Genomic DNA, 14,469 nt, shown 5'->3' with positions numbered 1-14,469 from the left:
AACTCCTATTCGTTGATGCGACGGGCCAGGTTGTTGGCGCTGTCGATCAACACCCGGCGATAGTCGTTGTAGTTTTTGCTCGCATCGGCGCGAGGGGCGACGATGCACAGGGTCGCAATGCTGACGCCCTGCGCGTCCCGGACCGGGGCGGCAAAGCAGTGGGTAAAGGTGTCGGCCACGCTGTCGAAGGAAAAGAACCCATCGAGGGTGGCCTGGCGGATTTGCGCGAGGAAGGTCTCCAGCGGCAGGCGCTGGCCATCCGGCAGGATAAAGTCGTCGTGGTCGATCAGGTCGATGATCTGCTGGTCGCTCAAGTGCCCCAGCAACAGGCGCCCGGAGGCCGTCCACGGGATCGGCGCGTTTTCACCGATGTCCGAGGAAATGCGGAAATGCCGCTCGCCTTCGCGCATCAGCGCCACCGTGTATTTGCGCCCGTTGAGCAGGCACATCTGTGCGGTTTCGTGGGTTTGGCTGACAATCTCCTGCAAGGCGTGGTCGGCCTCGCGGGTCAGGTCGAAATGACGCAGGTGCGCCTGCCCGAGGAAGTACAGCTGGCGGCCGAGATAGACGTGACCGTCCTTGCCCACGGTTTCGAGGATGCGCCGCTCCAACAAGGAGGCGACCAGCTCGTAGACCGTGGATTTGGGGCTGCCGATGCCGCTGGCAATATCATTCGGGCGCAGGGGCTGGCCGATCTCCTTGAGAAAATCGAGGATATCGAATGCACGGTCCAGGCCTTTGGCGCGGCGTTTGATGGTGTCTTCGGTCATGGCAATTTCGGTCCGGTCGAAATGGTAGGGCTGGCGCAGGTCCACTGTGGGAGGGGGCAAGCCTCCTCCCACATTTGATCTCTGGTGGGCTTAAGAGTGGGGGCAATTTAGCCCTTTTTCTTGTAGGCCACGCAATCAATCTCGACTTTGCAGTCCACCATCATGTTGGCCTGCACACAGGCCCGCGCCGGGGCGTGTTCCGGGGTGAAGTACTCGCCGAAGACCTTGTTGAAACTCCAGAAGTCCCGTGGGTCTTCCAGCCACACACCCACCCGCACCACGTCTTTTAACTCGTAGCCGGCTTCTTCGAGGATCGCCACCACGTTGCGCATGGTCTGTCGGGTTTGCTCGATGATCCCGCCAGTGATGATTTCGCCATCCACCGCAGGCACTTGGCCCGAGACGTACAGCCAACCGTCCGCTTCCACCGCGCGGGCGAAGGGACGAGGCTGGCCACCGCCGGCAGTGCTGCCGGCTCCGTAACGAGTGATGCTCATAAAACGATGCTCCTGATTAAAAACGAATGTTCTTGAGAAATTCCGCAAGGCGCGGCGATTGCGGCCGCTCGAAGATATCCTTCGACGAGCCCTGCTCTTCAATCCGGCCCTGGTTCATGAAGACGATCTTGTCCGAGACTTCATAGGCAAAGCGCATTTCGTGGGTGACCAGCAACATGGTCATGCCCTCTTCCGCCAGCCCCTTGATCACACTGAGCACCTCGCCCACCAGTTCCGGGTCAAGGGCCGAGGTAACTTCGTCGAACAGCATCAGGCTCGGGTTCATGGCAATGGCGCGGGCAATCGCCACACGCTGTTGCTGCCCCCCGGACAACTGGCCCGGGAAGTGATTGCGGCGCTCCAAAAGTCCTACACGGTCCAACCATTTTTCCGCGAGTGCCACCGCCTCGTCCTTAGGCATTTTCTTAACTTTCAACAGGCCGAGGGTGACGTTCTGCAACGCGGTCAGATGGGGAAACAGGTTGAACTGCTGGAATGCCATGCCGGTCATCGCCCGGTGCTGGGCGATCACGCGCTCGGGGTGACGCACGCGCTTGCCGCCGATGTCGCTGTAGCCGATGGACTCGCCATCCAGGGTGATCTGCCCGCCCTGGAATTCTTCCAGCAAGTTGACACAACGCAGCAACGTGGTCTTGCCCGAGCCGCTGGAGCCGATCAACGTCACCACGTTGCCGCGCTGCATGGACAGGTCGACGCCCTTGAGCACTTCGACCTCGCCGTATTGTTTACGCAGGCCGCAGATATTCAGCAGCGGTTGGTTGGTTTGAGGTTGGTTCATGGCAAGGCCACCCGCTTTTCAATGTAGCGCCCGAATAACTCGATGGCGTAGTTGATGACAAAGAACAGAAACCCGGCGAACAGATAAAACTCCAGGGTCATGAAGGTACGTGCGATCACCTGCTGGGTACTCAGCAGCAATTCAGCGACGCCGATCACCGAGAGCAACGTCGAGGCCTTGACGATTTCCGTCGAGGAATTGACCCAGGTCGGCAGGATCTGCCGCAGCGCCTGGGGCAACAGCACGTAGGCCAGGGACTGCCGGAACGTCAGGCCTATCGCCTTGCCGGCTTCCAGTTGACCACGGGGAATGGCTTGCAGCGCACCTCGCACGATTTCCGCGACGTGGGAGCCGCAGAACAGCGTGAGCCCGACGGCGCCGGCCTGGAACGCGCTGATTTTCCAGCCGAGCGCCGGCAGCATGTAGAAACACGCCAGCACCAGCACAAACACCGGAGTGCCACGGATCAGGTCGACATACAGGCGAAACGGTGCGCGCATCCAGAATCTGCCGTAGGTCAACACCAGCCCGGCGAATATGCCAATCAGGGTGCCAAAGATAATCGCCAGCGCCGAGCAATAAATGCTGGTTTGAAACCCCGCCCAGAGGGTATCCCGGGCGATCCACAACTCATGCAGCCAACTGGGGGACTCGTACATGGAAACCCTCCTTAACGACGGATCGCCAGACGCTGTTCCAGGTAACGGAGCAGCATGGCGATGAGATAACAGGCCGCCACGTAGAGCGCGGTCGTGACCAGCCAGGTTTCAATCACCCGGTAGCTTTCGACGTTGATCTTGCGCGCGTAATAGGTCAGCTCGGGCACCGCGATGGCGGCGGCCAGGGAGGTGTCCTTGAACAGCGAGATAAAGTTGTTCGACAGCGCAGGCAGTACGTTGCGCAGCATCACCGGCACGGTGATATACGCGCGGATCCGCCATTCGCCGAGGCCGATGGCCAAGCCGGCTTCGCGCAAGCCCTTGGGAATATTCAACAGCCCGGCGCGGAACACTTCGGTCAGGTAGGCGCCGGCGTACAACGACAAGGTGATGATGAACGAGGGGATCTTGTCCAGGCGGATGCCGATGCTGGGCAACGCAAAGTAGATCAACAGGATCAGCACCAGGATCGGCGTATTGCGGATCACCGTCACATACACCGAGGCCAGGATGCGCAACGCGCGGTGTTTGGACAGCATGGCAAACGCCATCAACAGGCCGATCACGCAACCGATGGCGATCGACAGCAATGCCAGTTGCAGGCCCAGGCCGAGCCCCGCCAGCAAGGTGTCGAAATCACGCCATACGGCGGCAAAGTTCAACTGATAGTTCATGGTCAGCAGTACCTGATGGGGGCGCCGTTGGCGGCGCCCCGGTTTTCACGAATCACTTGAACTCGACGGGGAAACCAATCGCAGGTTCCGGCAGGTCCACACCGAACCACTGCTTGAACGACGCCTTGTAGGTGGGGAACTCCACACCGGTCATGGCTTCATGCAGTGCGGTGTTGACGAAGTTCAGCCAGTCCTGGTCGCCACGCTTGACCGCACACGCGTAGGTCTGCGGGCTCCAGGCATAGGCCGGGCTGCGGTAGCGGCCGGGGTTCTGCACCATCAGGTACTTGACCGAGGACTGGTCGGTGGCGGCGGCATCGGCGCGACCGGAGTTCACGGCCTGGTACATCAAGTCGACGCTGTCGTACTGGTCGACCTTGGCCTTGGGCAGTGCCTGGTGCACCAGTTCTTCGGCATACACGTTCTGCAGCACGGCCACGGTGACGCCATCGCCCGCCGCCTGCAGGTCTTCGATTTCCTTGTATTTGCTGTTATTCGGCAGCAGCAGGCCCACGCCTTCGCGGTAGTACGGCAGCGTGAACGCCACTTGCTGCGCACGGCTGGCGGTGACGGTGATGAACTGGCAGCTCATGTCGACCTTGTCGGTCAGCAGGTTGGGAATGCGGGCGTCGGAGGACTGCACCACAAACTCGACCTTGCTCGGGTCGTTGAACAAGCCCTTGGCCACAATGCGGCCGATGTCGATATCAAACCCCTGCAACTTGCCATCCGCTCCCTGGAAGTGCCACGGCGCATTGGTACTGCCTGTACCCACGATCAGGTGCCCACGCTTGAGCACATCATCGAGCTTGCTGTCCGCCGCCTGCACGATGCCTGCGAGGGAAGCCGATGCGGCGAAGAGAAAAACACACGCTTTAAACACGGAAGGTCGGTGATGCATGACAAGCACTCCAGGAGTTGTGTATTCCGCTATACCGGAACTTAGTATGTAACAACGGAATAGACAGCAGAAAGTGTGCCACACGCACTCACAGAAAAACATGCCAGGAATAAAGGCTTGTTAAATCAGTTAGATAAATCCCTCTGCGAGACAAGGCGTTAAGCCAGCATCTGCAATCACATTGCTACCCAGGGCCTCATATGGCGGTGACAGGTCCGATTGGACGCACTGCAACAGCGTTACCGCGCACCGTTGCAGTGCGCGCGCAGCGTGGAAGAATCCCCACGCTGAACTAGCCTTGGCACATCCCTGCCGACAAGGACCCTGCCCTGATGAAGTCATGTCTTACCCTGGTTGTGCTCACCTTGCTGGCAGCCGGCAACGCCTCGGCCAGCAACGAGCGTCGCGAATGCAAGGAGGAACTGCAGAAGCTCAAGGAAGCCTTCGACACCAACTACACCAGCCAGAACCACCACGACTATCGCCGGGCCAAGGCCTCCCGGGACAATGAGGAATACCGCAAGTGCGCGAACCAGGCGCGCAAGGCCCGGGAACGTGCGGAGCGTGAGGCAGACCTGTGAAGGTTGACAGTAGACGAAGGTGATCCTCCGGCTTAGCGTTGGCAAAAAGCCGCAGCGTCCAGGAGGAATATTGTCATGGGGTATGCCACCGCAACCATCGCCAACGCCGAGGAGTATCGACGCGTGCTGAGCACATCACGCCCGGTATTCCTGCTGTTTGTCTCGCAGCATTGCGCCGCCTGTGCAAGCTCGGCACCCTTGTTTGAACTGATAGCGGGCAAATACCCCGCAGTGACAAGCCTGGTACTGGATTGTGCCCATACGCCAAGGCACCCGGAGGTCACGGGCACCCCAACGCTGTTGATCTACCTCAACGGCAACCTGGTCGAGAAACTCAAAGGTTTCGGCCCCGAGGATCAACAAACACAACGGGTAGAAGCGTTATTCAAGCGCTATGCGCTTCTTCAGGATGCAGCAGCACCTGCGTCACCCGCCGCTCCTCCACCGCTGCCACCGTCAGGCGCCAGCCCTCATGCTCCAGGCTATCGCCCACCACCGGCAGGCGGTCGAGCAGACTCATTACCAGACCGGCCAGGGTCTGGTAATCCTCGGTCGCGACAGCCTTGAAGCCGGTGCGCTGACGAATCTGGGTGAGGTTCAAGCCGCCATTGGCACGGAAGCCGGCGCCTTCCTCGACAATATCCGGCCCTTCGATCTCACTGGCATCCGGCAATTCACCGGCGATGGATTCAAGAATGTCGGTCATGCTCAATACCCCCATGAAGTCACCGAACTCGTTGATCACGAAGGCGATATGGGTCGATTCCTGGCGCATCTGCTCCAGGGCATTGAGGATCGAAAAGCTCTCCAGCAGGTTGATCGCTCGACGCGCGAGGTGCTCCAGGTTCGGCTCGTTGCCGGCCAGGTATTCCTTGAGCAGTTCTTTCTTGTGCACAAAGCCCAGCGGCTCATCCACCGCGCCATTGCGGATCAACGGCAGGCGCGAATAGGACGAATGCATCAGCTTCAGGCGAATCGTGTCAGGATCGTCAGCCAGGTCGATAAAGTCGACGTTGGCCCGCGGCGTCATCAAGGTGCGAATCGGCCGCTCGGCCAGTTGCAGCACACCGCTGATCATCACCCGTTCACGTCGGTCGAATAGCGGCCCTTGCGCAGCATCCGTCTCGCCCAACAGGTCAGCCACGTCTTCGCCCACCTCTTCCACCGCCAGGCTGCGGCCGCCGAGCAGGCGCATCACCGCATGGGCCGTCCGCTCACGTACCGGCAACACCCCCTGCGCAGATTTCTTGCGACGCGCGCGGGCAATCTGGTTGAACACTTCAATCAGGATCGAGAAACCAATCGCCGCGTACAGGTAGCCCTTCGGAATATGGAAACCCAGGCCCTCGGCGGTCAGGGCAAAACCGATCATCATCAGGAAGCCCAGGCACAGCATGATCACCGTCGGGTGGGCGTTAACGAAGCGCGTAAGCGGCTTGCTCGCCACGATCATCAGACCGATGGAAATGATCACGGCGATCATCATCACCGCCAACTCATCGACCATGCCCACGGCAGTGATCACCGCATCCAGGGAGAACACCGCGTCGAGCACCACGATCTGCGCCACGATCGGCCAGAACATGGCGTACGCCACATTGCCGGTGCGCTGGGCCACATGACCTTCCAGGCGTTCGTGCAGTTCCATGGTGGCCTTGAACAACAGGAATACACCGCCGAACAGCATGATCAGGTCACGCCCGGAGAAGCTCTTGTCGAACACCTCGAACAGCGGCTGAGTGAGGGTCACCAACCAGGAAATACTCGCCAGCAGGCCCAGGCGCATCAGCAGCGCCAGGGACAAACCGATCAACCGCGCACGGTCACGCTGCTCCGGCGGCAGCTTGTCCGCCAGGATCGCAATAAACACCAGGTTGTCGATGCCCAGCACCAGTTCCAGCACAATCAAGGTCAACAGGCCGAGCCAGGCCGTTGGATCCGCTAACCATTCCATTTATATAAGTCTCTTTACAGGTTTCAGAATGCCGGGCACGGCAACGCACGATCGGTGGACCGGGACAAGGCTGGCAGTCGGAATACGGGATGTTTCAGCGGGAACAGCGGCAGCAAATGTCTTGGGGAAAGACGACCGGGAGGCTCCGAGAGGATGTTCATGCACGTCCTGAAATAACAAAAGGACTTGAATCGTACAGGCGAAATACAAATCTCCTACAATGCAAAACTATTACAAAACCTGTCTTCGAACCCCACACACAATCATGTGGGAGGGGGCTTGCCCCTCCCACACTTGAGCACTGGCGTGTCAGGTTTTACGGGTTGCATCATCCAACGCCAGGATGGTGTGGGCATTAGTGACGGTGGTTGCGAGGGTATTGATCACCCCCGACCGCAACGCCCCCAACGTCGCTGCCGCCTTGGTGTTCTCACTGGCAATCGCCACCACGTCCGGGATGCGAAACAACTCCTGCACCGTCAACCCGATCACCCGCCCCTGAATCGCGTTGACCGCCGGCTGGCCGTGAATATCGATGAAGTCATAGCCCATCATGTCGCCCACGGTGCCGGACAGGCGCGCTTGGGCAATCTCCTGGGGCGAGAACCAGCCCATGCGCACCATGTTGCTGTTTTCGCTCATGTCACCGATGCCGATCAGCGCCATGTCTGCCCGCCGCGCGCGGTCGAGGGTGGAGCGCACCGTGTCGTTATTGATCAACACCCCGCGCAGCTCCGGGTTGGCCACCAGGGCCGGGGCGTACAGGCTTTCACTCTCGCCGCCAAAACGCAGGGCCAGGCGCCGGCAGATGTGATCGGGGTTCATGTATTCGCCGGCCTTGAGCGAACCGCCAATGGCGCAGACAAATGTGCAGTTGCGCGTCACCGGCAGGAACACGTTATCGGCCACGGCACCGACGTTGCGGCCCATGCCGACGGCGACGATCATGCCGTCGCTCAAGGTCTTGTTCAGGTAGTTGGCCACCAGGCTGGCGACGGCCGAGCGCTGGGTATCGGGATCACTGTGATCGACTGCGATCAACGCGCGATCCAGCTTGAAGCGCGCCACCAGCGCCTGTTCCAGCTCGTTATTCATCGCCGGATGCTGCAAAACGCGCACCTCGACAATGCCTTCATCCCGCGCGCGCTTGAGCAATCGGCTGACTTTTGCCCGCGACAGGTCGAAGCGCTTGGCGATGGCTTCCTGAGTGACGTTCTCGAGGTAATAGAGCATCGCCACTTCAGTCATCTGATCAATATCGCTGGCCATGCGCTGGGTACTGTCACTCATGGGGACGGGCTTCCGTTTCGGCGTCAAAGGCGCATTCTCCCGACTCTTGCCCTGCTACGTCCACTATTGATGCCCATCGCGCTCGATCGCATTGATGCGCTCGACCTTGGCCCCGGAACGGGCCGCCTCGAACTCCGACTCCAGGAACGACTTGACGATGCTTTTCGCCAGTTCGGCGCCGATCACCCGCGCGCCGATCGACAGGATCTGCGCATCGTTACTCTTGCGCGCCCGCTCTGCCGAGTAAGTGTCATGGGCCTGGGCCGCACGGATCCCCAGCACCTTGTTGGCCGAAATCGCCATGCCAATCCCCGTGCCGCACACCAGCACGCCCAGGCGCTGCTGCCCGGCATTGATGGCGGTGGACACGGCCAGGGCGATGTCCGGGTACAACACCGGCGCGGTGGAATGGGTGCCGAAGTCGGTCACCGGATAGCCCAGCGCCTCGATATGGCGCTTTAACAGCTCCTTGAGCTCAAAACCCGCTTCATCGCATCCGATAGCCACCGGGAAAGGTGTGTTCATGGCGTCTGGCTCCGTTGCCGTGGTGGTGCTTACGACTGATCAATTGATCAATCAATGAAATTTCTCTCATTCATTTCACGGACTTTCCCCCCTTCATGTCAAGCATGATTTAACTGACCTGCCAGTCAAAGCCGTCTAAAAAAGGCTAATTGGCGTAAAAGATCAGAATCACGCCATTTACATCAAAGAGATTGACTGATCAGAATTTCATTTGATACACATATGATCACAGCGAAACATGACTGTGCGACCTAATAAGAATTCACAGCACGAGGACACGCCGATGGCCACGCCATTACTGCTCCAGGCTGAACACGTCGCCAAGGCTTACGCCGGGATCCCTGCCCTGCGTGACGGGCGTCTCTCTCTGCGGGCCGGCAGCGTCCACGCCCTGTGCGGCGGCAATGGCGCAGGCAAGTCGACTTTTCTGAGCATCCTGATGGGCATTACCCCGCGTGATGCCGGCAGCATTCTGCTCAACGGCGCCCCCGTACAGTTCAACCGTCCCAGCGAAGCCCTCGCGGCGGGGATCGCGATGATCACCCAGGAACTGGAACCGATCCCCTACATGACCGTCGCCGAAAACATCTGGCTGGGCCGCGAACCGCGCCGCGCCGGCTGCATCGTCGACAACAAGGCCTTGAACCGACGCACCCGCGAGCTGCTGGAAAGCCTGGAATTCGAGGTCGACGCCAGCAGCCCCATGCACCGCCTGAGCGTGGCGCAGATCCAATTGGTGGAAATCGCCAAGGCGTTCAGCCATGACTGCCAGGTGATGATCATGGACGAGCCCACCTCGGCCATTGGCGAGCGCGAAGCCGAAACCCTGTTCAAGGCGATCCGCCGTCTCACCGCGCGCGGCGCCGGCATCGTGTATGTGTCGCACCGCTTGAGCGAACTGGCGCAGATCGCCGACGACTACAGCATCTTCCGCGACGGTGCCTTTGTGGAAAGCGGACGCATGGCCGATATCGACCGTGACCATCTGGTGCGCGGCATCGTCGGCCAGGAACTGACCCGTATCGACCACAAGGTCGGCCGTGAATGCGCCGCCGACACCTGCCTGCAAGTCGACAGCCTCAGCCGCGCCGGCGAGTTCCACGACATCAGCCTGCAACTGCGCCAGGGTGAAATCCTCGGTATTTACGGCCTGATGGGCTCGGGCCGCAGTGAATTCCTCAACTGCCTCTATGGCCTGACCGTGGCGGACTCCGGCAGCGTCACCCTGCAAGGCAAGCCCATGCCCATCGGCCTGCCCAAGGCGAGCATCAATGCCGGCATGTCACTGGTCACCGAAGACCGTAAGGACAGCGGCCTGGTGCTGACCGGCAGCATTCTTTCCAACATTGCGCTGTCGGCCTACAAGCGCCTGTCGAGCTGGTCATTGATCAATGCGCGCAAGGAAACCCAGCTGGCCCAGGACATGGTCAAGCGCCTGCAGATCAAAACCACCTCACTGGAACTGCCGGTGGCGTCCATGAGCGGCGGCAACCAACAGAAAGTGGTGCTCGCCAAATGCCTGTCGACCGAACCGGTGTGCCTGCTCTGCGATGAGCCGACCCGGGGGATCGATGAGGGCGCCAAGCAGGAGATCTACCACCTGCTGGATCAATTCGTGCGCGCCGGTGGCGCGGCCATCGTGGTGTCATCCGAAGCCCCGGAACTGTTGCACCTGAGTGATCGCATCGCCGTATTCAAGGGCGGCCGCCTGGTGACCATCAGCACCGACACCGCCCTTTCCCAGGAAGCCTTGTTGAGTCTTGCCTCATGAATGCCAAAACCATTGCCGCCCCTATCACAACAGCGCCACGCAACCGCCTGCGCCTGTCCCTCGACCGTTTCGGCCTGCCGCTGGTGTTTATCCTGCTGTGCCTGGTGATGGCGTTTTCCAGCGAGTACTTCATGACCTGGCGCAACTGGATGGACATCCTGCGCCAGACCTCCATCAACGGCATCCTCGCGGTGGGCATGACCTACGTGATCCTGACCAAGGGCATCGACCTCTCCGTCGGCTCGATCCTGGCCTTTGCCGGGTTGTGCAGCGCCATGGTCGCGACCCAGGGCTACGGGCTGCTGGCGGCGGTGAGTGCGGGGATGTTTGCCGGGGCGATGCTCGGCGTGGTCAACGGCTTTATGGTCGCCAACCTGTCGATCCCACCGTTCGTGGCCACCCTTGGCATGCTCAGCATTGCGCGCGGCATGACCTTCATCCTCAACGACGGCAGCCCGATCACCGACCTGCCCGACGCCTACCTGGCCCTGGGCATCGGCAAGATCGGCCCGATTGGCGTGCCGATCATCATCTTCGCCGTGGTCGCGCTGATCTTCTGGATGGTGCTGCGCTACACCACCTACGGTCGCTACGTGTACGCGGTGGGCGGCAATGAAAAAAGCGCGCGCACCTCCGGGATCGGCGTGCGCAAGGTGATGTTTTCGGTGTACGTGGTGTCCGGCCTGCTCGCCGGGCTGGCGGGCGTGGTGTTGTCGGCACGCACCACCTCCGCCCTGCCTCAGGCCGGGGTGTCCTATGAGCTGGACGCGATTGCCGCCGTGGTCATCGGCGGCACCAGCCTGTCGGGAGGCACCGGCAGCATTGTCGGCACGCTGTTCGGCGCGCTGTTGATCGGCGTGATCAACAACGGCCTGAACCTGCTCGGCGTGTCCTCCTATTACCAGCAGGTCGCCAAGGGCCTGATCATCGTGTTTGCAGTACTGATCGACGTGTGGCGCAAGAAAAAACGCTAGAGAACGACCACTACAACAATAACCGGAGTTCCCCCCATGAAACTTGGTACCACCCTGGCCGCCGCGGCGGCTCTCTCCCTGCTCGCCGGCAGTATCGCAATGGCAGCCGATGGCAAGACCTACAAAGTCGGCGCGGCCGTCTACGGCCTCAAGGGCCAGTTCATGCAGAACTGGGTCCGCGAACTCAAGGAACACCCGGCGGTCAAGGACGGCACCGTGCAGTTGACGGTGTTCGATGGCAACTACGACGCCCTGACCCAGAACAACCAGATCGAAAACATGGTGACCCAGCACTACGACGCGATCCTGTTCGTGCCGATCGATACCAAGGCCGGCGTCGGCACGGTCAAGCAAGCCATGAGCAACGACGTGGTGGTTATCGCCTCCAACACCAAAGTCGCCGACGCCTCGGTGCCCTACGTCGGTAACGATGACGTCGAAGGCGGCCGCCTGCAGGCCCAGGCCATGGTCGACAAGCTCAACGGCAAGGGCAATGTGGTGATCATCCAGGGCCCGATTGGCCAGTCGGCGCAGATCGACCGCGAAAAAGGCGAGCTGGAAGTGCTGGGCAAGCACCCGGACATCAAGATCATCGAGAAGAAGACCGCCAACTGGGACCGCGCCCAGGCCCTGGCGCTGACCGAAGACTGGCTGAACGCCCACCCCAAAGGCATCAACGGCGTGATCGCACAGAACGACGACATGGCCCTCGGCGCCGTGCAGGCCCTCAAATCCCACGGCCTGACGTCCAAGGATGTGCCTGTCACTTCCATTGACGGCATGCCGGACGCGATCCAGGCGGCGAAAAAAGACGAAGTCACCACCTTCCTCCAGGACGCCCAGGCTCAGTCCCAAGGTGCGCTGGACGTGGCCCTTCGCGCACTGGCCGGCAAGGACTACACGCCGCAGTCGGTGATCTGGGAGCGCTATGCCAAGAACGTGAAATGGGGTGATGGCACGGCCAAGACCTACATCCTGCCGTGGGTGCCCGTGACTAACGCCAACGCCGATGCGCTGTACAAACAGGTCAGTGGCGGTAAGTAATCATTGGCTTGAAATACAGGCAAGTGTGGGAGGGGGCAAGCCCCCTCCCACATGAGATCTTCACTGTTTTCGAAAATGGAGTCATGTAAATGTCTGGATTCTGGAACCAAGCCTTCGACCTCAGCGGCCGTTGCGCGGTGATCACCGGTGGTGCCGCCGGTATCGGCCTGGCCTGCGCCAGCCTGCTGGTGCAGCGCGGCGCCCGCGTGGCCTTGCTCGACCGCGACCCGGCGGTGGTTGAAGTGGCAGCAAGCCTGGGTGCCGGGCATCTGGGCATTGCCGTCGACCTCAGCCAGATCAACCAGGTGCAACACACCATCGATCAGGTATTGGAACACTTCCAACGCCTGGACTACCTGATCAACAGCGCCGGCGTGGCCCTGCTGGACAAGGCCGTCGATGTCAGCGAAAGCGCCTGGGACACCACACTGGACATCAACCTCAAGGCCAGCTTTTTCGTGGCCCAGGCCTGCGCGCGGCACATGCTGGCCCAGGGCAGCGGGCGCATAGTCAACCTCGCCTCCCAGGCCGCGGTGATCGGCCTCGACCGCCACGTCGCCTACTGCGCGAGCAAGGCGGCCATCGTCGGCATGACCAAGGTGCTGGCCATGGAATGGGCGCCGCACATCAACGTCAATGCCATCTCCCCCACCATCGTCGAGACCGCGCTGGGCAAGAACGCCTGGGCCGGTGAAGTCGGCGAGCGGGCCAAATTGCAGATCCCGGCTGGCCGCTTTGCGCAGCCGGAGGAAATCGCCGGGCTGGCGCTGTACCTGCTCAGCGATGCCGCGCAGATGATCACCGGCGCCAACATGGTGATCGACGGCGGCTACAGCATTCAGTAATTCATTTATCTGTCGTGAGGTTTTGTCATGTCCACCGTCACCGAACGCACACCCGAACAACTCTTCCCGGTTATCCCGAAAACCATGCAGGCCGTGGTCTGCCACGGCCCGGAAGACTATCGCCTGGAAACCGTCGACGTGCCCACGCCCGGCCCCGATGAAATCCTCACCAAGGTCGAGTTGTGCGGCATTTGCATGGGCGACATCAAGACCTATCGCGGCGCACCGTCGTTCTGGGGCGATGCCGAGCAACCGCGCTACGTCAAGCCGCCGATGATCCCCGGCCATGAGTTCGTCTGTCGTGTGGTTGCCCTGGGGCCAGGCGCGGAAAAGCGCGGCGTGAAGGTCGGTGACCGGGTGATCTCGGAGCAGATCGTGCCGTGCTGGGGCTGCCGCTTCTGCAACCACGGCCAGTACTGGATGTGCCAGAAACACGACCTGTATGGCTTCCAGAACAATGTGCAGGGCGCCATGGCCCAGTACATGATCTTCACCAAGGAAGGCATCATTCACACAGTGCCGGAATCCATCGCCCCCGACGAAGCGATCCTGATCGAACCCCTGGCCTGCTCACTGCATGCAGCGGAGCGCGCCAACGTCGACCATGACGACGTCGTGGTGGTCGCCGGCGCCGGCACCCTGGGCCTGGGCATCATCGGTGCCGTGCGTTTGCGCAACCCGAAAAAACTCATCGTGCTCGACATGAAACCCGAACGCGCCGCCCTCGCCCTGCGCATGGGCGCCGACGAAGTGTGGAACCCGGCCGAAGTGGACGTCATGGCCAACATCCGCGCGATCACCGACGGCTACGGCTGCGACATCTATATCGAAGCCACGGGGCACCACAAGGCGGTGAACCAGGGCCTGGCGATGCTGCGAAAGCTGGGGCGCTTCGTGGAGTTCAGCGTATTCAACGACGAGGCGACGGTGGACTGGTCGATCATCGGCGACCGCAAGGAACTGGACATCCTCGGCTCGCACCTGGGGCCCTACATGTACCCGAGGGCCATCGACTTTATCGGCAACCGCAAGATTGATATGCGCGATGTGGTGACTCACAAGTTCGCCCTGGCGGACTTCAAGGAAGCGTTTGCGGTGATGGAACGTGGCGACAAGTCGCTCAAGGTCGTACTCGAACCCTAGGAACACACACAACCGCTTTTACTGTAGGAGCCGAGCTTGCTC

The 14,469-nt window shown here is 60.9% G+C and carries 15 protein-coding genes and 1 pseudogene; 7 read left to right on the top strand and 9 right to left on the bottom strand.

What is annotated here, in order from left to right:
* Positions 1-5: 5 nt before the first annotated feature.
* The 6 genes from ACHPFG_RS13540 to ACHPFG_RS13515 form a co-directional block, all read right to left on the bottom strand.
* Positions 6-770 carry an IclR family transcriptional regulator gene (locus tag ACHPFG_RS13540; protein ID WP_053128357.1) on the bottom strand — a complete coding sequence of 255 codons (765 nt, stop codon included), beginning with the start codon at positions 768-770 and terminating at the stop codon, positions 6-8.
* A gap of 107 nt (positions 771-877) precedes the next feature.
* Positions 878-1,267: a RidA family protein gene (locus tag ACHPFG_RS13535; RefSeq protein WP_010210958.1), complete on the bottom strand. Its 390-nt coding sequence runs from the start codon at positions 1,265-1,267 to the stop codon at positions 878-880.
* 16 nt (positions 1,268-1,283) lie between these two features.
* Positions 1,284-2,066, bottom strand: a complete 783-nt coding sequence (locus tag ACHPFG_RS13530) for an amino acid ABC transporter ATP-binding protein (RefSeq protein WP_131699291.1) — start codon at positions 2,064-2,066, stop codon at positions 1,284-1,286.
* A complete protein-coding gene (locus ACHPFG_RS13525; RefSeq protein ID WP_145337515.1) occupies positions 2,063-2,725 on the bottom strand; it encodes an amino acid ABC transporter permease in 663 nt (220 codons plus the stop codon). The genes ACHPFG_RS13530 and ACHPFG_RS13525 overlap by 4 nt, the downstream gene beginning before the upstream one ends.
* Positions 2,726-2,736: 11 nt before the next feature.
* The gene (locus tag ACHPFG_RS13520; RefSeq protein ID WP_431703020.1) at positions 2,737-3,399 is read right to left on the bottom strand and encodes an amino acid ABC transporter permease; all 663 of its coding nucleotides are present in this window, start codon (positions 3,397-3,399) and stop codon (positions 2,737-2,739) included.
* Between the two features lie 52 nt (positions 3,400-3,451).
* A complete protein-coding gene (locus ACHPFG_RS13515; RefSeq protein WP_027608633.1) occupies positions 3,452-4,300 on the bottom strand; it encodes a transporter substrate-binding domain-containing protein in 849 nt (282 codons plus the stop codon).
* Between the two features lie 332 nt (positions 4,301-4,632).
* Between ACHPFG_RS13515 and ACHPFG_RS13510 the strand changes: the two genes are divergently transcribed.
* Together ACHPFG_RS13510 and ACHPFG_RS13505 are read left to right on the top strand one after the other, a co-directional pair.
* Positions 4,633-4,881, top strand: coding sequence for a hypothetical protein (locus ACHPFG_RS13510; protein WP_431703018.1), 249 nt, complete (start codon positions 4,633-4,635; stop codon positions 4,879-4,881).
* A 75-nt stretch (positions 4,882-4,956) separates the two neighbouring features.
* Positions 4,957-5,232 (top strand): annotated as a pseudogene (locus tag ACHPFG_RS13505) (thioredoxin family protein); the annotation flags it as partial.
* A 34-nt stretch (positions 5,233-5,266) separates the two neighbouring features.
* Here ACHPFG_RS13505 and ACHPFG_RS13500 read toward each other — a convergent pair.
* From ACHPFG_RS13500 to rpiB, 3 genes are all read right to left on the bottom strand, one after another.
* Positions 5,267-6,835, bottom strand: a complete 1,569-nt coding sequence (locus tag ACHPFG_RS13500) for a TerC family protein (protein WP_431703016.1) — start codon at positions 6,833-6,835, stop codon at positions 5,267-5,269.
* A gap of 309 nt (positions 6,836-7,144) precedes the next feature.
* Positions 7,145-8,125 (bottom strand): sugar-binding transcriptional regulator, encoded by a 981-nt coding sequence (locus ACHPFG_RS13495; protein WP_027608636.1) that lies wholly within the window; start codon positions 8,123-8,125, stop codon positions 7,145-7,147.
* Between the two features lie 63 nt (positions 8,126-8,188).
* Positions 8,189-8,650 (bottom strand): ribose 5-phosphate isomerase B, encoded by a 462-nt coding sequence (rpiB, locus tag ACHPFG_RS13490; protein ID WP_431703014.1) that lies wholly within the window; start codon positions 8,648-8,650, stop codon positions 8,189-8,191.
* A gap of 283 nt (positions 8,651-8,933) precedes the next feature.
* Here rpiB and ACHPFG_RS13485 point away from each other — a divergent pair, with 283 nt between their 5' ends.
* The 5 genes from ACHPFG_RS13485 to ACHPFG_RS13465 all read left to right on the top strand — a co-directional run bounded on the left by ACHPFG_RS13485 (position 8,934) and on the right by ACHPFG_RS13465 (position 14,427).
* Complete coding sequence (locus tag ACHPFG_RS13485; RefSeq protein WP_431703012.1) at positions 8,934-10,421, top strand: sugar ABC transporter ATP-binding protein; 1,488 nt, start codon at positions 8,934-8,936, stop codon at positions 10,419-10,421.
* The gene (locus ACHPFG_RS13480; protein ID WP_431703010.1) at positions 10,418-11,395 is read left to right on the top strand and encodes an ABC transporter permease; all 978 of its coding nucleotides are present in this window, start codon (positions 10,418-10,420) and stop codon (positions 11,393-11,395) included. The genes ACHPFG_RS13485 and ACHPFG_RS13480 overlap by 4 nt, the downstream gene beginning before the upstream one ends.
* 36 nt (positions 11,396-11,431) lie before the next feature.
* Positions 11,432-12,439, top strand: coding sequence for a substrate-binding domain-containing protein (locus ACHPFG_RS13475; protein WP_431703008.1), 1,008 nt, complete (start codon positions 11,432-11,434; stop codon positions 12,437-12,439).
* 89 nt (positions 12,440-12,528) lie between these two features.
* Entirely contained in the window at positions 12,529-13,284 is a 756-nt protein-coding gene (locus tag ACHPFG_RS13470; protein WP_431703006.1) for an SDR family oxidoreductase, read from the top strand.
* Between the two features lie 27 nt (positions 13,285-13,311).
* Positions 13,312-14,427, top strand: a complete 1,116-nt coding sequence (locus tag ACHPFG_RS13465; protein ID WP_167655803.1) for an MDR/zinc-dependent alcohol dehydrogenase-like family protein — start codon at positions 13,312-13,314, stop codon at positions 14,425-14,427.
* Positions 14,428-14,469 lie beyond the last annotated feature (42 nt).

Origin of the sequence: Pseudomonas sp. BR20 (assembly GCF_050780135.1) — a bacterium.
GTDB lineage: Bacteria > Pseudomonadota > Gammaproteobacteria > Pseudomonadales > Pseudomonadaceae > Aquipseudomonas.
The sequence above is the reverse complement of the archived record's forward strand: the minus strand, read 5'-3'. Positions and strand labels throughout refer to the sequence as shown.